This is a genomic window from Streptomyces sp. NPDC045955 (genome assembly GCF_056430805.1).
Genome location: NZ_JBWKKY010000009.1, coordinates 341657 through 356642, shown reverse-complemented (window position 1 = coordinate 356642; position 14986 = coordinate 341657). Strand labels below are relative to the sequence as shown.

Here is a 14986-nt window from a genome sequence, read left to right as displayed (position 1 = left end):
CCGTACGGGCAGCCGGGATCAACCGGTGGCCAAGGCCCGCTCCTCAGCTCATCCCTCGCCCCGTCCCCCGACCGGTCGCCGCTCTCGTCCTCCCCTCAGCCGATCAGCCGACGACCGCGGCCCGCACGCACAGCACGTCCGGCAGATGCGAGGCGAGCTGCTGCCAGCTGTCGCCGTCGTCCGCCGAGGCGTACACCTCGCCGTTGCGGTTGCCGAAGTAGACGCCCGCCGGATCCGCGTCGTCCGTGCACATCGCGTCGCGCAGGACCGTGCCGTAGTGGTCCTCCTGGGGCAGCCCCGCCGAGAGCGGCTCCCAGCTCTTGCCCGCGTCCGCGGTCCGGTAGACCCGGCACCGGTGGTCGGCCGGGACCCGGTCGGCGTCGGCGGTGATCGGGAACACGTACGCGGTGTCGGCTCTGTGCGGATGGGCGGCCGCCGCGAAGCCGAACGTGGAGGGCAGGCCCTCACCGATGTCCGTCCAGTGCGCGCCCGCGTCGTCGCTGCGGTAGACACCCCAGTGGTTCTGGAGGTAGAGCCGGTCCGGGTTCGCCGCGTCCCGGGTCACCTTGTGCACGCACTGGCCGAACTCCGGGTTCGGGTCGGGCAGGAACACCGCGGAGACGCCCGAGTTGGACGGCGCCCAGGTCGCACCGCCGTCCAGCGTGCGGAACACGCCGGCGGTCGAGACGGCGACCGTCACCGCCTTGGCATCGCGGGCGTCGGTGAGCACGGTGTGCAGGCCCTCACCGCCGCCGCCCGGCATCCACTTCGACCGCGTGGGGTGCTCCCACAGGGGCCGGACGAGCTCGAAGGTCTCCCCGCGGTCCTCCGAGCGGTACAGCGCGGCCGGTTCCGTGCCCGCGTACACCACGCCCGGCTCGGCCGCGGCCGGATGCAGCTGCCACACCCGCTCCAGGGACGCCCCCGTGTCCTTGGGGAACTTGACGGCCGGCCGGGCCGGTTCCGTCCAGCTCCGGCCCAGGTCGTCGGAGTGGAACACGGACGGGCCCCAGTGCGCGCTGTCGCCGCCGGCCAGCAGCCGCGGCGTCGCGGTGCGGGTGTCGATGGCGACCGAGTACACGGCCTGCGCGTTGAAGTAGGGGCTCTCGTCGAACTGCCAGGCGCCACCGTCTCGCCGGCGCCCGATGAACAGGCCCTTGCGCGTGCCCACGGCGAGCAGTACCTCGGTCATGCCGATCACCTCCGCGGCGTCGTCGTCGACGCCCTCGTCTCAGACATGGGCCAGTCTGCACCCCACCACTGACAGTCACCCCCGGAGCGGACTCCGGCGCAGGTCAGGGCCGTGTCGAAGCCGTATGCGGGCGCCCGTCCGCCTCGTCCCCGAAGGCGCCGCAATCCCACCGCGGCGCCCTCCCGGGGTACGTGCAGTGAGCATCCAGCGGCCCTCTTCCGTATGGGGAGGGCGGCGGGATGGTCATGCGCTCGTGAGGAGGATGCCTTCGATGGCGTTACGTGGTCCGAAGGTGTGGCTGTGGCGCTGGCGGCGCAATCCGCTCAAGCGGCGCGCCGACAGGGTGGAGGCCTGGGTCGTGCTGGGCGTGTGGATGCTCACCGTGTTCGTCGCGGTGCTCGCCGGCCTGACGGTGAGCCGGACCGTCGAGGACGGGCTGGCCCGCGAGCGCGCCGAATGGCGCCCCCTGGTGGCCCGGCTCGCCGAGCGGGCTCCCGGCACGGCCTCCGAGAAGGGCGATGTCTCCCATGCCGAGCACGTGTGGGCGGAGGCACGGTGGACCGCCGCGGACGGTTCCTCGCACTCCGGCCAGGTGCGAGTCCTGGAGGGCAGCCGGGCCGGTTCGCCCGTCACCGTCTGGACGGACCGCGAGGGCCGCCAGGTGGCTCGCCCCGTCACCGAGTCCCAGGCCCGCATACGCGCTTGCCTGATCGGCGGCGTGGCGGGCATCTGCGCGGCGACCGCGCCGCTCGCCGGTGGCCGCGTCGTGCGCCGCCGCCTGGAGCGCCGCCGCATGGACCAGTGGGACGCCGAGTGGTCCCGCTTCGGGCCGCTGTGGGGGCGCACGACGGGGTGACCGGATGGGGCGGTTCCATCGTGGCGGATGGCCGGTCGCGTTCGGGCACAGGTGGCACGGTTCCTTCTGATCGGGTGGCAGGCCGCTGCGGGCGGGGTGGGATGGCCCGGGCCCGCCCGTCCTCGCCCGACGCCCTATCCGCGCCCCTCCCGGCCCAGCGCCACCCGGCACACCCGCAGCAGCCCCTCGTCCTCATGGATGTCGTGGCGGTCGTAGCCGCCGGCGCCGGCCCGATGCCGTCGGGGGGACCTGAGTTCCGCTCGCAGCAGGTCGTGCAGGGGCGCTCCCCCGGGACCCAGCGCTGCCACGCACCCGGCGATCGTGGTGCGGGTGCGCGGGTGCTCGACCCATGCGGCGCGGAGGACGGGAAGAACCCGCTCCGGCTCCCCGGCGATGCGCCACACCGCGCACGCCGCCGCGGCCCGTTGCGACGCGTCGCCGGAGCCGGTCATCCGGCGCAGTCCGGGCAGGGCCGTGGCGGCCGCCGGCCCCAGCGGTCCGAGTACGTGCGCGGCAGCCGTGGCAGCCGCGGGGCGACCCCGGCCGCTCCCGGGCCCCGTAAGCCTCCGGAGCAGCACGGGCACGACGGTTTCCGCCTCACCCGTGACCGACCACAGCGCGTCCGCGGCCGCGACGGCGCAGTCGGTCTGCAGCAGCCCGCGCAGATCCGGGATCGCCTCGCGCGCGGCGCCGCCGAACGCGCCGAGCGCACGGACCGCCGCCCCCGTGACGGCATCCCGCAGCCGCAGCCCGTCCGGCATGCCGCGCAGCAGGCGCAGCACCGACGGCACGGACTCGGCGTCGCCCAGCGCCGCGAGTGCCGACAGGAGGGGAACGGCCCGCTCGTGTGTGTCGGGGCCGTCGAGCGGAACACGGGCGAGGCGTCGCCGCAGGGCCGGCGCGAGCGGCGCGGCCGCGCGGCCCAGGTGGGGTATGACCAGCCCCAGGTCGTGCGGTACGACCGGGCCCGCCAGCACCTCCGCCAGCACCGGCGTGGCCCGCGCGTCCCCCGTTCTGGCCAGCGCCTTGAGGGGGCCGTCCAGCGTCGGGGCTCCCCGCTCCCGGTGACGTATGCGGATCTCGGGACGGCAGTTCACCAGGGCGTGGAGGTGGTCCGCCGCGGGCAGGGCCAGTTCGAAGAGTTCCGCCAGGACGGTGACCGCCGCGTCGTGCAACCATCCCTCCTCGGCGCCCAGTTGGGCGCCTATGAGGGCGACCGGCTCCGCCGCACCGGCACGCCACTCGCGCAACAGCCCGGCCGACATCCACACGGCGTTGCACCGGTCCAGGGGGTCCGGGCTGGTCAACTGCCCGCACAGCAGGGCGACCCGGTCGGCCACCCTTCCGCCGAGCGCGGCGTGCAGGGTCCGCAGCAGCCGGGAGCCCTCCTCGTCCGAGGGCCGCAGCCGCCCGGCGAGCGTGTCCACACCGGTTCCGTCCTGTGCGAGTCACCCCGCGGACACGCTGCCCGGACCTGTCCCGGAGCAGCCGGACCACGGTCGGTACGAGATCCACGGGAAGCGACTCCGGTGCGCACTGCGTCAGCTGCCCGAGCGCGGCCAGCCGCAGCCCGGGGCCGTGGGGCGGCCCGCTGAGAGCCGCCAGCAGGTCCACGGCCTCGACGGCGTGGGCGCCGCCGGCCGTCAGGTGCCGCCGTGCGAACAGGCCGAGGCCCTCGGCCAGGGCGAGCAGGACCCGGTCGTCCCGCTTCACGGTGATCCGCTGCCGTATCAGGGCGAGCACACGCGCCGGCCGGTCGAGGAACCGCACGAGCGCCCCCGGAGCCGCCCGGCGCACTTCGGCATCCGCGTCCCCCGCCAGCCGGGCGAACACATCGCCACCCGCGCTCAGGGCGGCACGGGCCCTCGCGGCGGGATCATCGATTCCGCCCCCGTCGACCCCCTCCCCACCGGCCCCACCAATGCTGACGAGGAGCTCCACCACCCACGCCCGATCGCACACCTCCTCGCGGACGGCGAGCGCGAGGAGAAACGGAACACAGGCGAGCGTCGAGTCGTACACGTCTCCCTGGTGGTGCACGGCGCCGTACATCCGGTCGAGCGCGGTCTCCCGCTCGGCCGAGTCGGCGGAGGCCAGTCCCCGGAGCAGCCCGGGCACGTCCTCCGCGCTGCCGTCGGCATGCCGCAGCGAGGTCCAGTCGACCTCGTCGATCCCCCTGAACACGTTGTCCTCCCCAGGCGAAGTGCCAACTGACGGGGAGTCTGCACCACGGCACTGACAACGAAGCGGAATCGGGCGATGACTGTGCGCGAACCGTGTGCTGGTTGGCTGACCGTGGTTCAGTTCCCGCCAGGCAGCGCTCGCTCCACGATCGCGCCGAGGTCCGCACCCTCCGGCAGCGTCCCGAAGGCGTACCCCCAGTCGCCCCCGAGCCGGGTCGCGCAGAACGCGTCGGCGACCGCCGGCGGTGCGTACCGGACGAGGAGCGAGGCCTGGAGCGTCAGGGCCATGTCCTCCACGAGACGGCGGGCCGTCGTCTGCGACGCCCCGGGCAGCCGGTTCTTCAGCCGCGTCACGGCCGCGTCCAGCCGGGCGTCCGCTCCCCGGGCGAGCGCGAACTCGCTGAACAGGGCCTCGGCCGTGCCCGGTTCGCGGCTCAGCGCCCGCAGCACGTCAAGGGCGTTGACGTTCCCCGAGCCCTCCCAGATCGACAGCAGCGGAGCCTCGCGGTAGTGCCGGGGCATGCCCGAGTCCTCGACGTAGCCGTTGCCGCCGAGGCACTCCAGGGCCTCCGCCGTGAAGGCTGGGCCCCGCTTGGTCACCCAGTACTTGCCGACGGCGGTGGCGATCCGGCGGAACGCGGTCTCCTCGGCGTCCCCGCGGATCGCCCGGTCGGCCGCCCCGGCCAGCCGCAGGGTGAGTGTCGTGGCGGCCTCGGACTCCAGCGCGAGATCGGCCAGAACGTTGCGCATCAGCGGCTGGTCCACCAGCCGCGCGCCGAACGCGCTGCGGTGCCGAGCGTGGTGCCCGGCCTCGACGAGGGAGGTGCGCATCAGCGCGGCCGACATCATCACGCAGTCCAGCCGCGTGCAGTTGACCATCTCGATGATGGTCTTGACGCCCTGCCCCTCCGGCCCCACCAGCCAGGCGACGGTCCCGTCGAACTCGGGCTCGGAGGAGGCGTTGGACCGGTTGCCCAGCTTGTCCTTCAGCCGCTGGATGCGGAAGGTGTTGCGGGTGCCGTCGGGCAGCACGCGCGGCACCAGGAAGCAGGACAGTCCGCCCGGGGCCTGCGCCAGCACCAGGAACACGTCGCACATCGGCGCCGACGTGAACCACTTGTGCCCGCGCAGGGTGTACACCTCTGGTTCGGACGTGGGCGTGGCCGTCGTGGTGTTCGTCCGGACGTCGGAGCCGCCCTGCTTCTCGGTCATCCCCATGCCCGCCAGCAGCCCGCGCTTGTCCGTCGGCACCCGGAGTCCCGGCTCGTACTCCCGGCTCGTCAGCAGTGGTTCGTAGACCTTCGCCAGCTCAGGCTGCCTGCGCAGAGCGGGGACGGCCGCGTAGGTCATCGACGTCGGGCAGCCGTGCCCCGCCTCGGTGTGCCCCCACACCAGTCCGCCGGCGGTCCGGGCGACGTGGGCCCCGGGCCGGTCGTCCGCCCAGGGCGACGCGGCCAGGCCCGCGGCGATCGCGGCGCCCATCAGGTGGTGCCAGCTCGGATGGAACTCGACCTCGTCGACGCGGTTGCCGTACCGGTCGTGCGTCCGCAGCTCCGGCTCGTGGCGGTTGGCCAGGTCGGCCCACTCCCGCGCCTGGACACTGCCGGCCTGCCTGCCGAGCCGCCGCAGGTCCTCCTCGGCCCACCCGGCACCCTCCCGCCGCAGCCCCTCCAGCAGGGCCGCGTCCTCGGAGGCGTCGTACGGGGCGAGCGGCGGGGCCTGGTTGGTGACGTCGTGCGTGGCGGGTCCGCCGTACGTCTGCTGTGCGTCGAGTATCGAGACCATACGTCGAGTGTTGCACTTGCTCTACGGCCGCAGCAATCCTGCAACAAGGAATTCCGCCGCGTACAGTACGTGACCATGCCGATGAACGTCCCGGCGCGGCCCGGCGCGCTCGATCTGCGGCCGCTGTCCGCGCGGTCGGTCGTGCTGAGCCTGCTCCTCGGCACGCATCCCCCCGAACTGCCGGTCCGGGAGCTTCTGCGGCTCGTGGAGGGCTTCGGCGTCGGGGGCTCCACACTGCGGGCGGCGCTCAGCCGGATGGTGGCCGCCGGTGATCTGCGGCGTACCGACACCGGCTACCGTCTCAGCGACCGGCTGCTGGATCGCCAGCGCCGCCAGGACGACGCCGTGCACCCGCGCACGCGCGCGTGGGGCGGCGACTGGGAGATGGTCGTGATCACCGCGACGGGACGCGGCCCCGCCGAACGCGCCGACCTGCGCGCCCGGCTGACCGCCCTCCGGCTCGCCGAACTCCGCGAGGGCGTCTGGCTCCGCCCCGCCAACCTGGCCCGCGCCCTCCCCGGCGACCTGGACCGGGTGGCCCAGCACTACACGGCCCGCCCCGACCGGCCGGCCCGCGACCTGGCCGGGAGCCTGTGGCCGCTGGACGCCTGGTCCACCACGGCCCGCGCGCTGCTCGCCCACATCGCCGAGGCTCCTCGCCCGGCCGACCGCCTGACCGCCTTCGCCGCCGTCGTGCGGCACCTGCTGGCCGACCCCGTCCTGCCGCCGGGACTCCTGCCGGCCGACTGGCCGGGAGCCGAGCTGCGCGCCGCCTACGCCGACTACCAGCGCGAGCTGGTCGGGGAGGTACGCGCGCGTGTGCGCGGCGCATGACGTGGGCGGCCGTGCGCGGCGCCCGCCTGGACGCTGCGCACGGCCGCCTTCACCGTGGGGGGTTGCGGTGGCCCGAGGGGCTACTTGTAGGTGATGTCCGAGGTGGAGTAGAGGCAGTTCTTGCTGTCGGGTCCGGATCCGACAGCGGTGTTGTTGTTGTACTTCTGGCAGGGGACGACCTTGCGGCCGGAGTCGTTGCGGATCGTGATGCCCCGCAGCGTCGCCACGTCGTTGCGGTTGACGTTGATGCCGACGAGCCGGGCGGTGGTACCCGTGCCGGTCACGTCGATGGTGTTGAGGTTGACCTTGCGGGTGTACTGCGTGGAGCAGTCGCCGCAGGAGCGGTAGAGCGTCTTGAACTCCTGCACCGCGAAGTTGGAGATGTTCAGGGTGCCGCCACCGTTGTGCTGGAAGACCTTGTCCGCCGCCTTCTTCGCGCCGCCGCCGATCACGTGGTACGTGGCGCCGGTGCCGCCGCGGAAGGTGGCGGCGTCCTCGCCGACGTCCTCCCACCAGACGTTCTGGAGCGTGCAGCTGCCCTCGCAGTGGATGCCGTCGGCCGCGGGGGCGCCGAGGATGACGTTCTTCAGCACCGCGCCGTCCGCGAGCTTGAAGATCGGGTCCTGGCCCTCCTCCTGGCCGTCACCGGCCAGGCTTCCGGTGCCGTAGAAGCGCTTCATCCCGTAGTCCTTGGTGCCGGACACGGAGATGGTGGTGGAGGTCCCCTGGCTGCCGTTGGGGGCCGGCCAGGTGGCGGCGCTCGCCGTCGGCGCATTGGTGGTCATGATCATGCCAACCGACAGGCCGAGGGTGGCCAGCGCGCCGGTCAGCGCGCGCCTGCGGGCGCGCGGACGTGTCGCAGAAGTCATGTCCCGATTCCTTCTGTCGTCTGGAGCGTATGGGGGGTGTCCGAGCGGACGGGGTGTCAGAGCTTTCCGGCCCCCGCACCCGACGTCACCGAGGTGACGACGGACGAGGCCGGCTCCGCCGTGTAGGCGTACGGCGGGCTGGTGAAGGTGCCGACCCGCGAGATCTCGGTGGCGGCTCCACCGAGGTCGTTGCCGTGCAGGTTGGCGTATCCGTCGACGTCGCTGCTGCGGTTCGTGGTGACCGCGACCTTCGTCGAGCGGAAGACGTTGTTCTCGACCAGCATCTGGGCGCCCATGCGCGAGTGGCAGGCGGTGTCGGCGCCCTCGACGTAGTTGTTGTAGAAGTGCCCGGTGCCGAAGCGCAGGCTGGGGATGCGCGAGTACACGTTGGCGAAGTGGTTGTGGTGGTACGTCACCTTCAGCCGGCCGGTGTCCTCGCTCGCGTTGTTGTCGCTGTGGCCGACGAGCGAGCCCTTGAAGTGGTTCTTGAAGGTGTTCCAGGACACCGTGACGTCGTCCGCGCCGTGGTTGACGTCCAGCAGGCCGTCGTAGTGGTCCTTGTCGTGATCGCGGTCGGCCGAGAAGGAGTTGTGGTCGATCCAGACCTTGCTCGACGCCTCGACGGTGATGCCGTCGGCGGGCGCCAGCGGCTTGCTGATGTTGAGGTTGCGGATGACGACGTTCGAGACCTTCTTCAGCCGGAGCCCGCCGCCGGTGAACCCGGAGGCCGAACCCACGCCCAGGACGGTCGTGTTGGACCCGATGTCGACCTGGCCACTGAGCGATATCAGGCCGTTGACCCGGACGACCTTGGCCGAGTTGCCGGTCACGGCCGACTTGAAGGCGCTCAGCGTGGAGACGGTGACCGCCGAGGCGCTGCCGCCGCCGGTCGTCCCCGCGCCGAACCCGACCGGCGGGCTCTCGGCGGCCCCGGCCGGCTGGGGAACGGCCAGGACCGCCGCGGTCGCCAGGGCTGATGCGGCGGCGAGAGCCAGGGTGGATCGGCGGACCCGTGTACGTGGGGGATGAGTACGCATGTGGGGTGCGTCCCTTCATGGTGCCTTCATGGTGCCAGGTCGATCATGTACATGAATGACGTTCGCCATGTTGTTCACCGTGCGCGCTGTGTGCGGCCGGTCCGGAGGTCCTGCCATGCACCAGGGGTGCACTTCCCTGGGTCGGACAGGCCCCGGCGGGCGCCCTGGCGGTGGCGCTTCCCGGTCACACTGCTGAACGGAACGTAGGGGGCAAGCGCTTTCTAGTCAACGCCTCGCGCAGAACACATTCGGCCGGACCCGGACGGAGCGGGGGTGCTGCGGGAAGCAGTGTGGGAGCGCTTCCATGGGGGCCATGTCCATGCCACCATGCCGATCGGACGCTCCGCTTCACGAGAGGGCGGGTCGATGAGGACTCACGGCCGGCCCTGCCGATCCGGACGAACTCCACCTGGTGAACCACCGCACGACGTACTGCGAGCCGCGCCTCACAACCGAAGGGACCCGGACGTGCCTGCCACCCCCCACCCCGCGACGAGGAGACCGCTGCGGTCGACGCTCCTGGCGCTCCTCGCCACGCTGCTGCCGTTGCTGGCGGCCACCGCGCTCACCGCGCCCGCGGCCGCCGCCCGCGAGCCCGCCCGAGAGGCCGCCGGTGCGAAGGCCGTACCCACCGCGGCCCTCACCGAGGTCACGGGCTTCGGCACGAACCCGAGCAACCTGCGGATGTACCTGTACGTGCCGGAGAGTGTCAAGCCGAACCCGGCGGTCGTGGTCGCCGTGCACTGGTGCACCGGCTCGGGACCGGACATGTACAACGGCACCGAGTACGACACCCTGGCCGACCAGTACGGCTTCATCGTGCTCTACCCGTCCGTCACGCGCAGCAGCAAGTGCTTCGACGTCTCCTCGCCCCAGGCGCTGCGCCGCGGCGGCGGCAGCGACCCGGTCGGCATCAAGTCGATGATCGACTGGGTGACCCGCACCTACGACGCCGACACCGGCCGGGTGTTCGCCACCGGCGTCTCCTCCGGCGCCATGATGACGAACGTCCTGCTCGGCGACTACCCCGACGTGTTCGCGGCGGGCGCCGCCTTCTCCGGCGTGCCGTTCGCCTGCTTCGCCACCACCGACGGCTCCGAGTGGAACAGCAACTGCTCGGGCGGCACGGTCACCCACACCCCCAAGGAGTGGGGCGACCTCGTCCGGAACGCGTACCCCGGCTACAGCGGCCCCCGTCCGCGTATGCAGATCTGGCACGGCACCGAGGACGACGTCCTGCGCTACCCCAACTTCGGCGAGCAGATCAAACAGTGGACGAACGTACAGGGTGTGAGCCAGGCGCCGGCCGTCACCGACACGCCCCAGTCCGGCTGGACCCGCACCCGCTACGGCGGCACGGGTGACCAGGCGCCCGTGGAGGCCATCAGCCTCCAGGGTGTCGGCCACAACCTGTACGCCCACGGCATGGCCTCCCGCGTGCTCACCTTCTTCGGCCTCGACAAGTCGGGCCCGGCTCCTCAGCCCCAGCCCGGCGCCTGCAAGGTGACGGCCGCGGTGAACGCCTGGAACACCGGCCTGACCGCCTCCGTGACCATCACCAACACCGGCACGACGACGGTCAACGGCTGGAAGCTCGGCTTCACGCTCCCGTCCGGGCAGACGGTCACGGGCGGCTGGGGCGCCACCTACACGCCCTCGTCCGGGTCGGTGACCGCGACCAACGTGTCCTACAACGGCAGCATCGCCCCGGGCGCGAGCGTGAGCATCGGCTACCAGGCCGCTCACGGCGGCAACAGCGCCGCTCCGGCCGCGTTCACCCTCAACGGGACGGCGTGCGCGACCGGTTGACGTCGGCGGTGTGCCTCGGGGCCTGGGTGCCGGCTCAGACCGAACGGTGGTACTGGTCCGGCACCCGCACCTCGGCACCGAGTTCCCGCGCCGCGAGCCGGGCCCACGAAGGGTTGCGCAACAGCTCACGGCCGAGCAGGACCGCGTCGGCCTCGCCGTTGGCGAGGATCTTCTCGGCCTGCTCGACCTCGGTGATCAGCCCCACCGCGGCCACCGGCAGCGTCGTCTCCTGCTTCACCCGGGCGGCGAACGGCACCTGGTAGCCGGGGCCGGTGGGGATGCGCACGCCGGAGGCGTTGCCACCGGAGGAGACGTCCAGCAGGTCGACGCCGTGGGCGCGCAGGTCGGCGGCGAAGCGGACGGTGTCGTCCGCGGACCAGCCGCCCTCGTCGAGCCATTCGGTCGCCGAGATCCGGAAGAACAGCGGCTTGTCCTGCGGCCACACCTCCCGTACGGCGTCGACGACTTCGAGCGCGAAGCGGGTGCGGTTCTCGTACGAGCCGCCGTAGGCGTCGGTGCGGTGGTTGGAGTGCGGGGAGAGGAACTCGTTGATGAGGTAGCCGTGGGCGCCGTGGATCTCGGCGATCTCGAAACCGGCGGCGAGCGCGCGGCGGGCCGCGTCCGCGAAGTGCCCGACCACGTCCTTGATCTGGTCGACGGTCAGCTCGGCCGGGACCGGGTGCCGGTCGTCGAAGGCGAGCGGGCTCGGCGCCACCGGGTCCCAGCCGTGGGCCTCCGGGCCGACCGGGGTGCCGCCCTTCCAGGTGCGGTCGGTCGACGCCTTGCGGCCGGCGTGGGCCAGCTGGATCGCGGGCACCGTGCCCTGCGCGGTGAGGAAGCGGGTGATGCGGCGGAACGCCTCGACCTGGGTGTCGTTCCAGATGCCGAGGTCGTACGGCGAGATGCGGCCCTCCGGGGACACCGCGGTGGCCTCGACGATGATCAGGCCCGTGCCGCCGGTGGCACGGGCGGCGTAGTGCGCGAAGTGCCAGTCGTCGGGGGCGCCGGTCTCCGGGCCCTCCGGTGCGGCCGAGTACTGGCACATCGGGGGCATCCACACGCGGTTCGGGATCGTCACATCGCGCAGGGTGTAGGGCTCGAAGAGCGAGGTCACGGCGGACTCCATTCGTCACGGGGCCGATGTCGACTCGTACGATAGGCATCGTAGTACGGTGGATGTCAAACTACGAGGGTTCTCGTACTATGGGATCCCCGAAGGAAAGTGGAGCCGCCGTGACCTCTCCCGCCGTCAGCAGCCGCGACCTGCCGCATCCCGCGCGTGACGAGATCCGGCTGGAGGGGGTGCTGCATGCGCTCTCCGATCCGATGCGGCTGCGGATCGTGCGGGAGCTCGCCGCGGTCAGCGGGGAGTTGTCCTGTTCGCACTTCGACCTGCCGGTCACGAAGTCGACGACCACGCATCACTTCCGGGTGTTGCGGGAGAGTGGGGTGATTCGGCAGGTGTATCGGGGGACGGCCAAGATGAACGGGCTGCGGCGGGGGGATCTGGATGAGCTGTTTCCGGGGTTGCTGGATGCGGTGCTCGATGCGGCGGCTCGGCAGGCTGTCCACGGAGGCTGAGTCTTCGTGATTGCTGCGGGCCCTTCGTGGCTGGTCGCGCAGTTCCCGCGGCCCTTAAAGGCTGTCGCCCTGCACGGCGTTCATCAGGGACTGCCAGTCCGGGAGTTTGACCACCCCACGGCCCAGTGATGCGCCCAGCTCCGCTTCCGCTCGCTCGATCGACTGCCAGCCCCTCCACTCGACCGGGGCGGCGCCCTCCGCGCGCAGGGCCGTGAGCGGGTCGTCGGGGACGATCCTGGCCCGGAGGACGGACGCGTCCTCCAGGAGGGACGTCGCCGTCTCCTTGGCGCAGGGGCGGTTCGTGCCGATGACGCCTGTCGGTCCCCGCTTGATCCAGCCGGCCACGTACTCGCCCGGCGCGACGACGCCTTCGCGCAGGACGCGTCCGGCCAGATTCGGCACCGTGCCGCTGTCCGCGTCGAACGGCAGCCCCTCCAGCGGCACTCCCCGGTAGCCCACCGAGCGCAGCACCAGCTGGGCCTCGATGTCCTCGAACCGGCCCGTGCCCGTCACGCCGCCGCGCCCGTCCGGGGCGGTCCGCTCGAACCGCACCGCGCCCACGTGGCCCTGCTCGGCGAGCAGTTCGACCGGGCGGAGGAAGAAACGCGGCCGGATCCGGCGCGGGGCGCCGCTCGGTGGCGTCCCGGACCAGCCACGCAGCACCTCCACGTTGCGGCGCTGCGGGGCGGGCAGGGCGGACGGGTCGGTGTATCCGGGGTCCAGGGCCAGCTCGGCCGGGTCCACGGTGATGTCGGTGTCCGGGAGGCTGCCCAGCTCGCGCAGCTCCTTGGTGGTGAAGCGGGCCTGGGACGGGCCTCGCCGGCCCACCATGTGGATCTCGGTCACCCGGCTCGCCGCCAGTGTCGTCAGGGCCGCCTGCGGCATGTCGGTCGGGCTGAGCTCGGCCAGGCCGCGCGCCAGCATCCGGGTGACGTCCACGGCGACGTTCCCCACGCCGATCACCACGGCCGACCGGGCGTCCCGCAGGAACCCGGCGTCCACGGCGTCCGGATGGGCGCTGTACCAGGCGACGAACTGCGTCGCCGACCAGCTGCCCGGCAGGTCCTCCCCGGGGATGCCCAGATGCCGGTCGGTGGCGGCGCCCACGCAGTACACCACCGCGTGGTAGAGCTCCCGCAGCCGGGCGACCGGCACCCCGCCGGGGCCGGCCTGGATGCCGCCGAGGAACCGGACCCGGTCGTGCTCCAGGATCGTGCGCAGGTTGTTCTGGAGCGACTTGATCTTCTCGTGGTCCGGAGCCACGCCGTAACGGACCAGGCCGTACGGGCACGGCAGCCGGTCCAGCACGTCGACGCGTACCTCGGGGTCCTGCTGGACGAGGCTCTGGGCGGTGTAGCACCCGCTCGGCCCGGAGCCAACGACGGCGACTCGCAGCACGGCGGAACTCCTTACCCGGGGATCCCGAGGGATCTCACGAGAGCGCTGATGCCTCCAGCATCGCACCGGCCGGGCTCCGCTGACAGGGTGCAGTGCTCCGCTCGGGGCGCGTGTCCGATCTATAGGGAATGTGATCATTAGGTTACGTTCAGTGTGTGCTGGAAGCATCCTTTCTTAAACTTTCTGATCGCTCTCCGGCGGACGGCGCGGTGTCCGTGCGGCCCGCGTGGGAAGTGCGGGAGAACGAGGACGCCACGCGGTGGTTCGACGTCCGGCTGGTCTTCACGGACGGCGCCCACGTCGACGCGCTGGCGGTCGTGGCCGGGGGATGCGTCGGCGTGGAGGACGTACGCGCGCAGCCCGCGCTGTCCCTCGACGACTTGGCGGTGCTCGCCGACTGGATCGAGGACTCGCTGGCCGAGGCGTGCGGTGCCGGTGCCGGGACGGCTCCCGAAGGCGGCGGAGGGCAGGGGCGGCGGGCCCGGCCGGCCTGGCCGCCCGGTGCGCAGGGGCGGTGGCTGGTGGCCCGGGAGTACCGCGCGGCCCAGCGGCAGGGTGCCGATCCGGTCCTCGCCGTGATGTGCGCGACGGGGCACAGCCGCCGCACATCCCTCAGGCTGATCGGCCAGGCCCGCGACGCCGGGCTCCTGACACCGCGCCGCGCCCGGCGCTGAACGGCGCTGAACGGGACCGAACCGGGGCGCGACCCGGACCGGAATTCGGCTAGAGCATGTCCCGCATCCGCGTGATCTCGCTCGTCTGCTGGGCGATCACCTCGTCTGCCATCTCCTCGATGCGGATGTTGTTGCCCTGCCCCTTCACGTCCGTGGCCATCGTGATCGCACCCTGGTGATGGGTCGTCATCAGCGTCAGGAAGAGCTGGTCGAAGGCCTTTCCGTCGGCCGCGCGGAGCTTCTTCAGCTGGGCCTCGGTCGCCATCCCGGGCATCACGGCGTGCTCGTGCCGTTCCGCCTTCAGCGGCTTGCCGTGCGACTTCAGCCAGCCTTTCATGGCCTCGATCTCCGGCTTCTGGGCGGCGGCGATCCGTGCGGCGATCCGTTTCACCTTGGCCGACTCGGCGCGCTGCGGGGCGAGTTCGGTCATCACGAGGGCCTGGGCGTGGTGTTCGATCATCATGCGGACGTAGGAGACGTCCGCCGAGTTGGGGGAGTCGTTCTCCGAGCGCCGGCCGGCCGCTTCCTCGGCGGACAGGGTGCGGTTCGGCTCGCCGGGCTCACCCGGCGCGATCACGGCGGGCCCGTCCGCGGCGGCCGGCTTCCGGTCCGGACCGGAGTCGCAGCCGCCGGTCAGGAGCGCGGCCAGGGCGACCAGCCCCGTCGCGGCGACGGACGTACGGGACGCGCGGCGGAAGAGCACAACGACCTCCGGTGACGGGCGAGTTGACGGACATCTCGGGATGCTGACGACCCTTCGGGCGTCCT

12 protein-coding genes and 1 pseudogene are annotated in these 14986 nt (G+C 72.4%); 5 read left to right on the top strand and 8 right to left on the bottom strand.

The annotated features are described in order from the left end of the window. Nucleotides 1-103 precede the first annotated feature (103 nt). Nucleotides 104-1201: a WD40/YVTN/BNR-like repeat-containing protein gene (locus tag AC07F0_RS21315; RefSeq protein ID WP_478980950.1), complete on the bottom strand. Its 1098-nt coding sequence runs from the start codon at nucleotides 1199-1201 to the stop codon at nucleotides 104-106. Between the two features lie 262 nt (nucleotides 1202-1463). On the opposite strand from AC07F0_RS21315, the gene AC07F0_RS21310 reads away from it, so the two are divergent. Then, complete coding sequence (locus AC07F0_RS21310) at nucleotides 1464-2048, top strand: Rv1733c family protein (RefSeq protein ID WP_478980948.1); 585 nt, start codon at nucleotides 1464-1466, stop codon at nucleotides 2046-2048. A 134-nt stretch (nucleotides 2049-2182) separates the two neighbouring features. Here AC07F0_RS21310 and AC07F0_RS21305 read toward each other — a convergent pair. Together AC07F0_RS21305 and AC07F0_RS21300 are read right to left on the bottom strand one after the other, a co-directional pair. Beyond that, a pseudogene (locus AC07F0_RS21305) lies at nucleotides 2183-4232 on the bottom strand (HEAT repeat domain-containing protein). Between the two features lie 116 nt (nucleotides 4233-4348). Further along, on the bottom strand, nucleotides 4349-6016 hold the full coding sequence (locus AC07F0_RS21300; protein WP_478980946.1) for an acyl-CoA dehydrogenase family protein: 1668 nt from the start codon (nucleotides 6014-6016) through the stop codon (nucleotides 4349-4351). 75 nt (nucleotides 6017-6091) lie between these two features. Between AC07F0_RS21300 and AC07F0_RS21295 the strand changes: the two genes are divergently transcribed. Further along, a complete protein-coding gene (locus AC07F0_RS21295) occupies nucleotides 6092-6850 on the top strand; it encodes a PaaX family transcriptional regulator C-terminal domain-containing protein (RefSeq protein ID WP_478980944.1) in 759 nt (252 codons plus the stop codon). A gap of 80 nt (nucleotides 6851-6930) precedes the next feature. Here AC07F0_RS21295 and AC07F0_RS21290 read toward each other — a convergent pair whose 3' ends face one another. Further along, nucleotides 6931-7719: a pectate lyase gene (locus AC07F0_RS21290; RefSeq protein ID WP_478980942.1), complete on the bottom strand. Its 789-nt coding sequence runs from the start codon at nucleotides 7717-7719 to the stop codon at nucleotides 6931-6933. Nucleotides 7720-7775: 56 nt separating this feature from the next. Next, nucleotides 7776-8756, bottom strand: a complete 981-nt coding sequence (locus tag AC07F0_RS21285; protein WP_478980940.1) for a pectate lyase family protein — start codon at nucleotides 8754-8756, stop codon at nucleotides 7776-7778. A 468-nt stretch (nucleotides 8757-9224) separates the two neighbouring features. On the opposite strand from AC07F0_RS21285, the gene AC07F0_RS21280 reads away from it, so the two are divergent. Then, nucleotides 9225-10565 carry an extracellular catalytic domain type 1 short-chain-length polyhydroxyalkanoate depolymerase gene (locus tag AC07F0_RS21280; RefSeq protein ID WP_478980938.1) on the top strand — a complete coding sequence of 447 codons (1341 nt, stop codon included), beginning with the start codon at nucleotides 9225-9227 and terminating at the stop codon, nucleotides 10563-10565. Nucleotides 10566-10599: 34 nt separating this feature from the next. Here the strand turns inward: AC07F0_RS21280 and AC07F0_RS21275 are convergent, their stop codons facing one another. Beyond that, nucleotides 10600-11679 carry an NADH:flavin oxidoreductase/NADH oxidase gene (locus AC07F0_RS21275; protein ID WP_478980936.1) on the bottom strand — a complete coding sequence of 360 codons (1080 nt, stop codon included), beginning with the start codon at nucleotides 11677-11679 and terminating at the stop codon, nucleotides 10600-10602. Between the two features lie 119 nt (nucleotides 11680-11798). On the opposite strand from AC07F0_RS21275, the gene AC07F0_RS21270 reads away from it, so the two are divergent. Next, nucleotides 11799-12146, top strand: a complete 348-nt coding sequence (locus AC07F0_RS21270; RefSeq protein ID WP_478980934.1) for an ArsR/SmtB family transcription factor — start codon at nucleotides 11799-11801, stop codon at nucleotides 12144-12146. Between the two features lie 54 nt (nucleotides 12147-12200). Here AC07F0_RS21270 and AC07F0_RS21265 read toward each other — a convergent pair whose 3' ends face one another. Further along, nucleotides 12201-13544 (bottom strand): FAD-dependent oxidoreductase, encoded by a 1344-nt coding sequence (locus AC07F0_RS21265; protein ID WP_478980932.1) that lies wholly within the window; start codon nucleotides 13542-13544, stop codon nucleotides 12201-12203. A 209-nt stretch (nucleotides 13545-13753) separates the two neighbouring features. Between AC07F0_RS21265 and AC07F0_RS21260 the strand changes: the two genes are divergently transcribed. Beyond that, nucleotides 13754-14218 carry a DUF6214 family protein gene (locus tag AC07F0_RS21260; protein WP_478980930.1) on the top strand — a complete coding sequence of 155 codons (465 nt, stop codon included), beginning with the start codon at nucleotides 13754-13756 and terminating at the stop codon, nucleotides 14216-14218. Between the two features lie 49 nt (nucleotides 14219-14267). Here the strand turns inward: AC07F0_RS21260 and AC07F0_RS21255 are convergent, their stop codons facing one another. Next, nucleotides 14268-14921, bottom strand: a complete 654-nt coding sequence (locus AC07F0_RS21255) for a DUF305 domain-containing protein (protein WP_478980928.1) — start codon at nucleotides 14919-14921, stop codon at nucleotides 14268-14270. Nucleotides 14922-14986 lie beyond the last annotated feature (65 nt).

What these genes read in the sequence shown, in the direction of transcription:
- AC07F0_RS21310 (WP_478980948.1), top strand. Translation starts at nt 1,464, where the DNA reads ATGGCGTTACGTGGTCCGAAGGTGTGGCTGTGGCGCTGGCGGCGCAAT.
- AC07F0_RS21300 (WP_478980946.1), bottom strand. Translation starts at nt 6,016, where the DNA reads ATGGTCTCGATACTCGACGCACAGCAGACGTACGGCGGACCCGCCACG.
- AC07F0_RS21295 (WP_478980944.1), top strand. Translation starts at nt 6,092, where the DNA reads ATGCCGATGAACGTCCCGGCGCGGCCCGGCGCGCTCGATCTGCGGCCG.
- AC07F0_RS21290 (WP_478980942.1), bottom strand. Translation starts at nt 7,719, where the DNA reads ATGACTTCTGCGACACGTCCGCGCGCCCGCAGGCGCGCGCTGACCGGC.
- AC07F0_RS21285 (WP_478980940.1), bottom strand. Translation starts at nt 8,756, where the DNA reads ATGCGTACTCATCCCCCACGTACACGGGTCCGCCGATCCACCCTGGCT.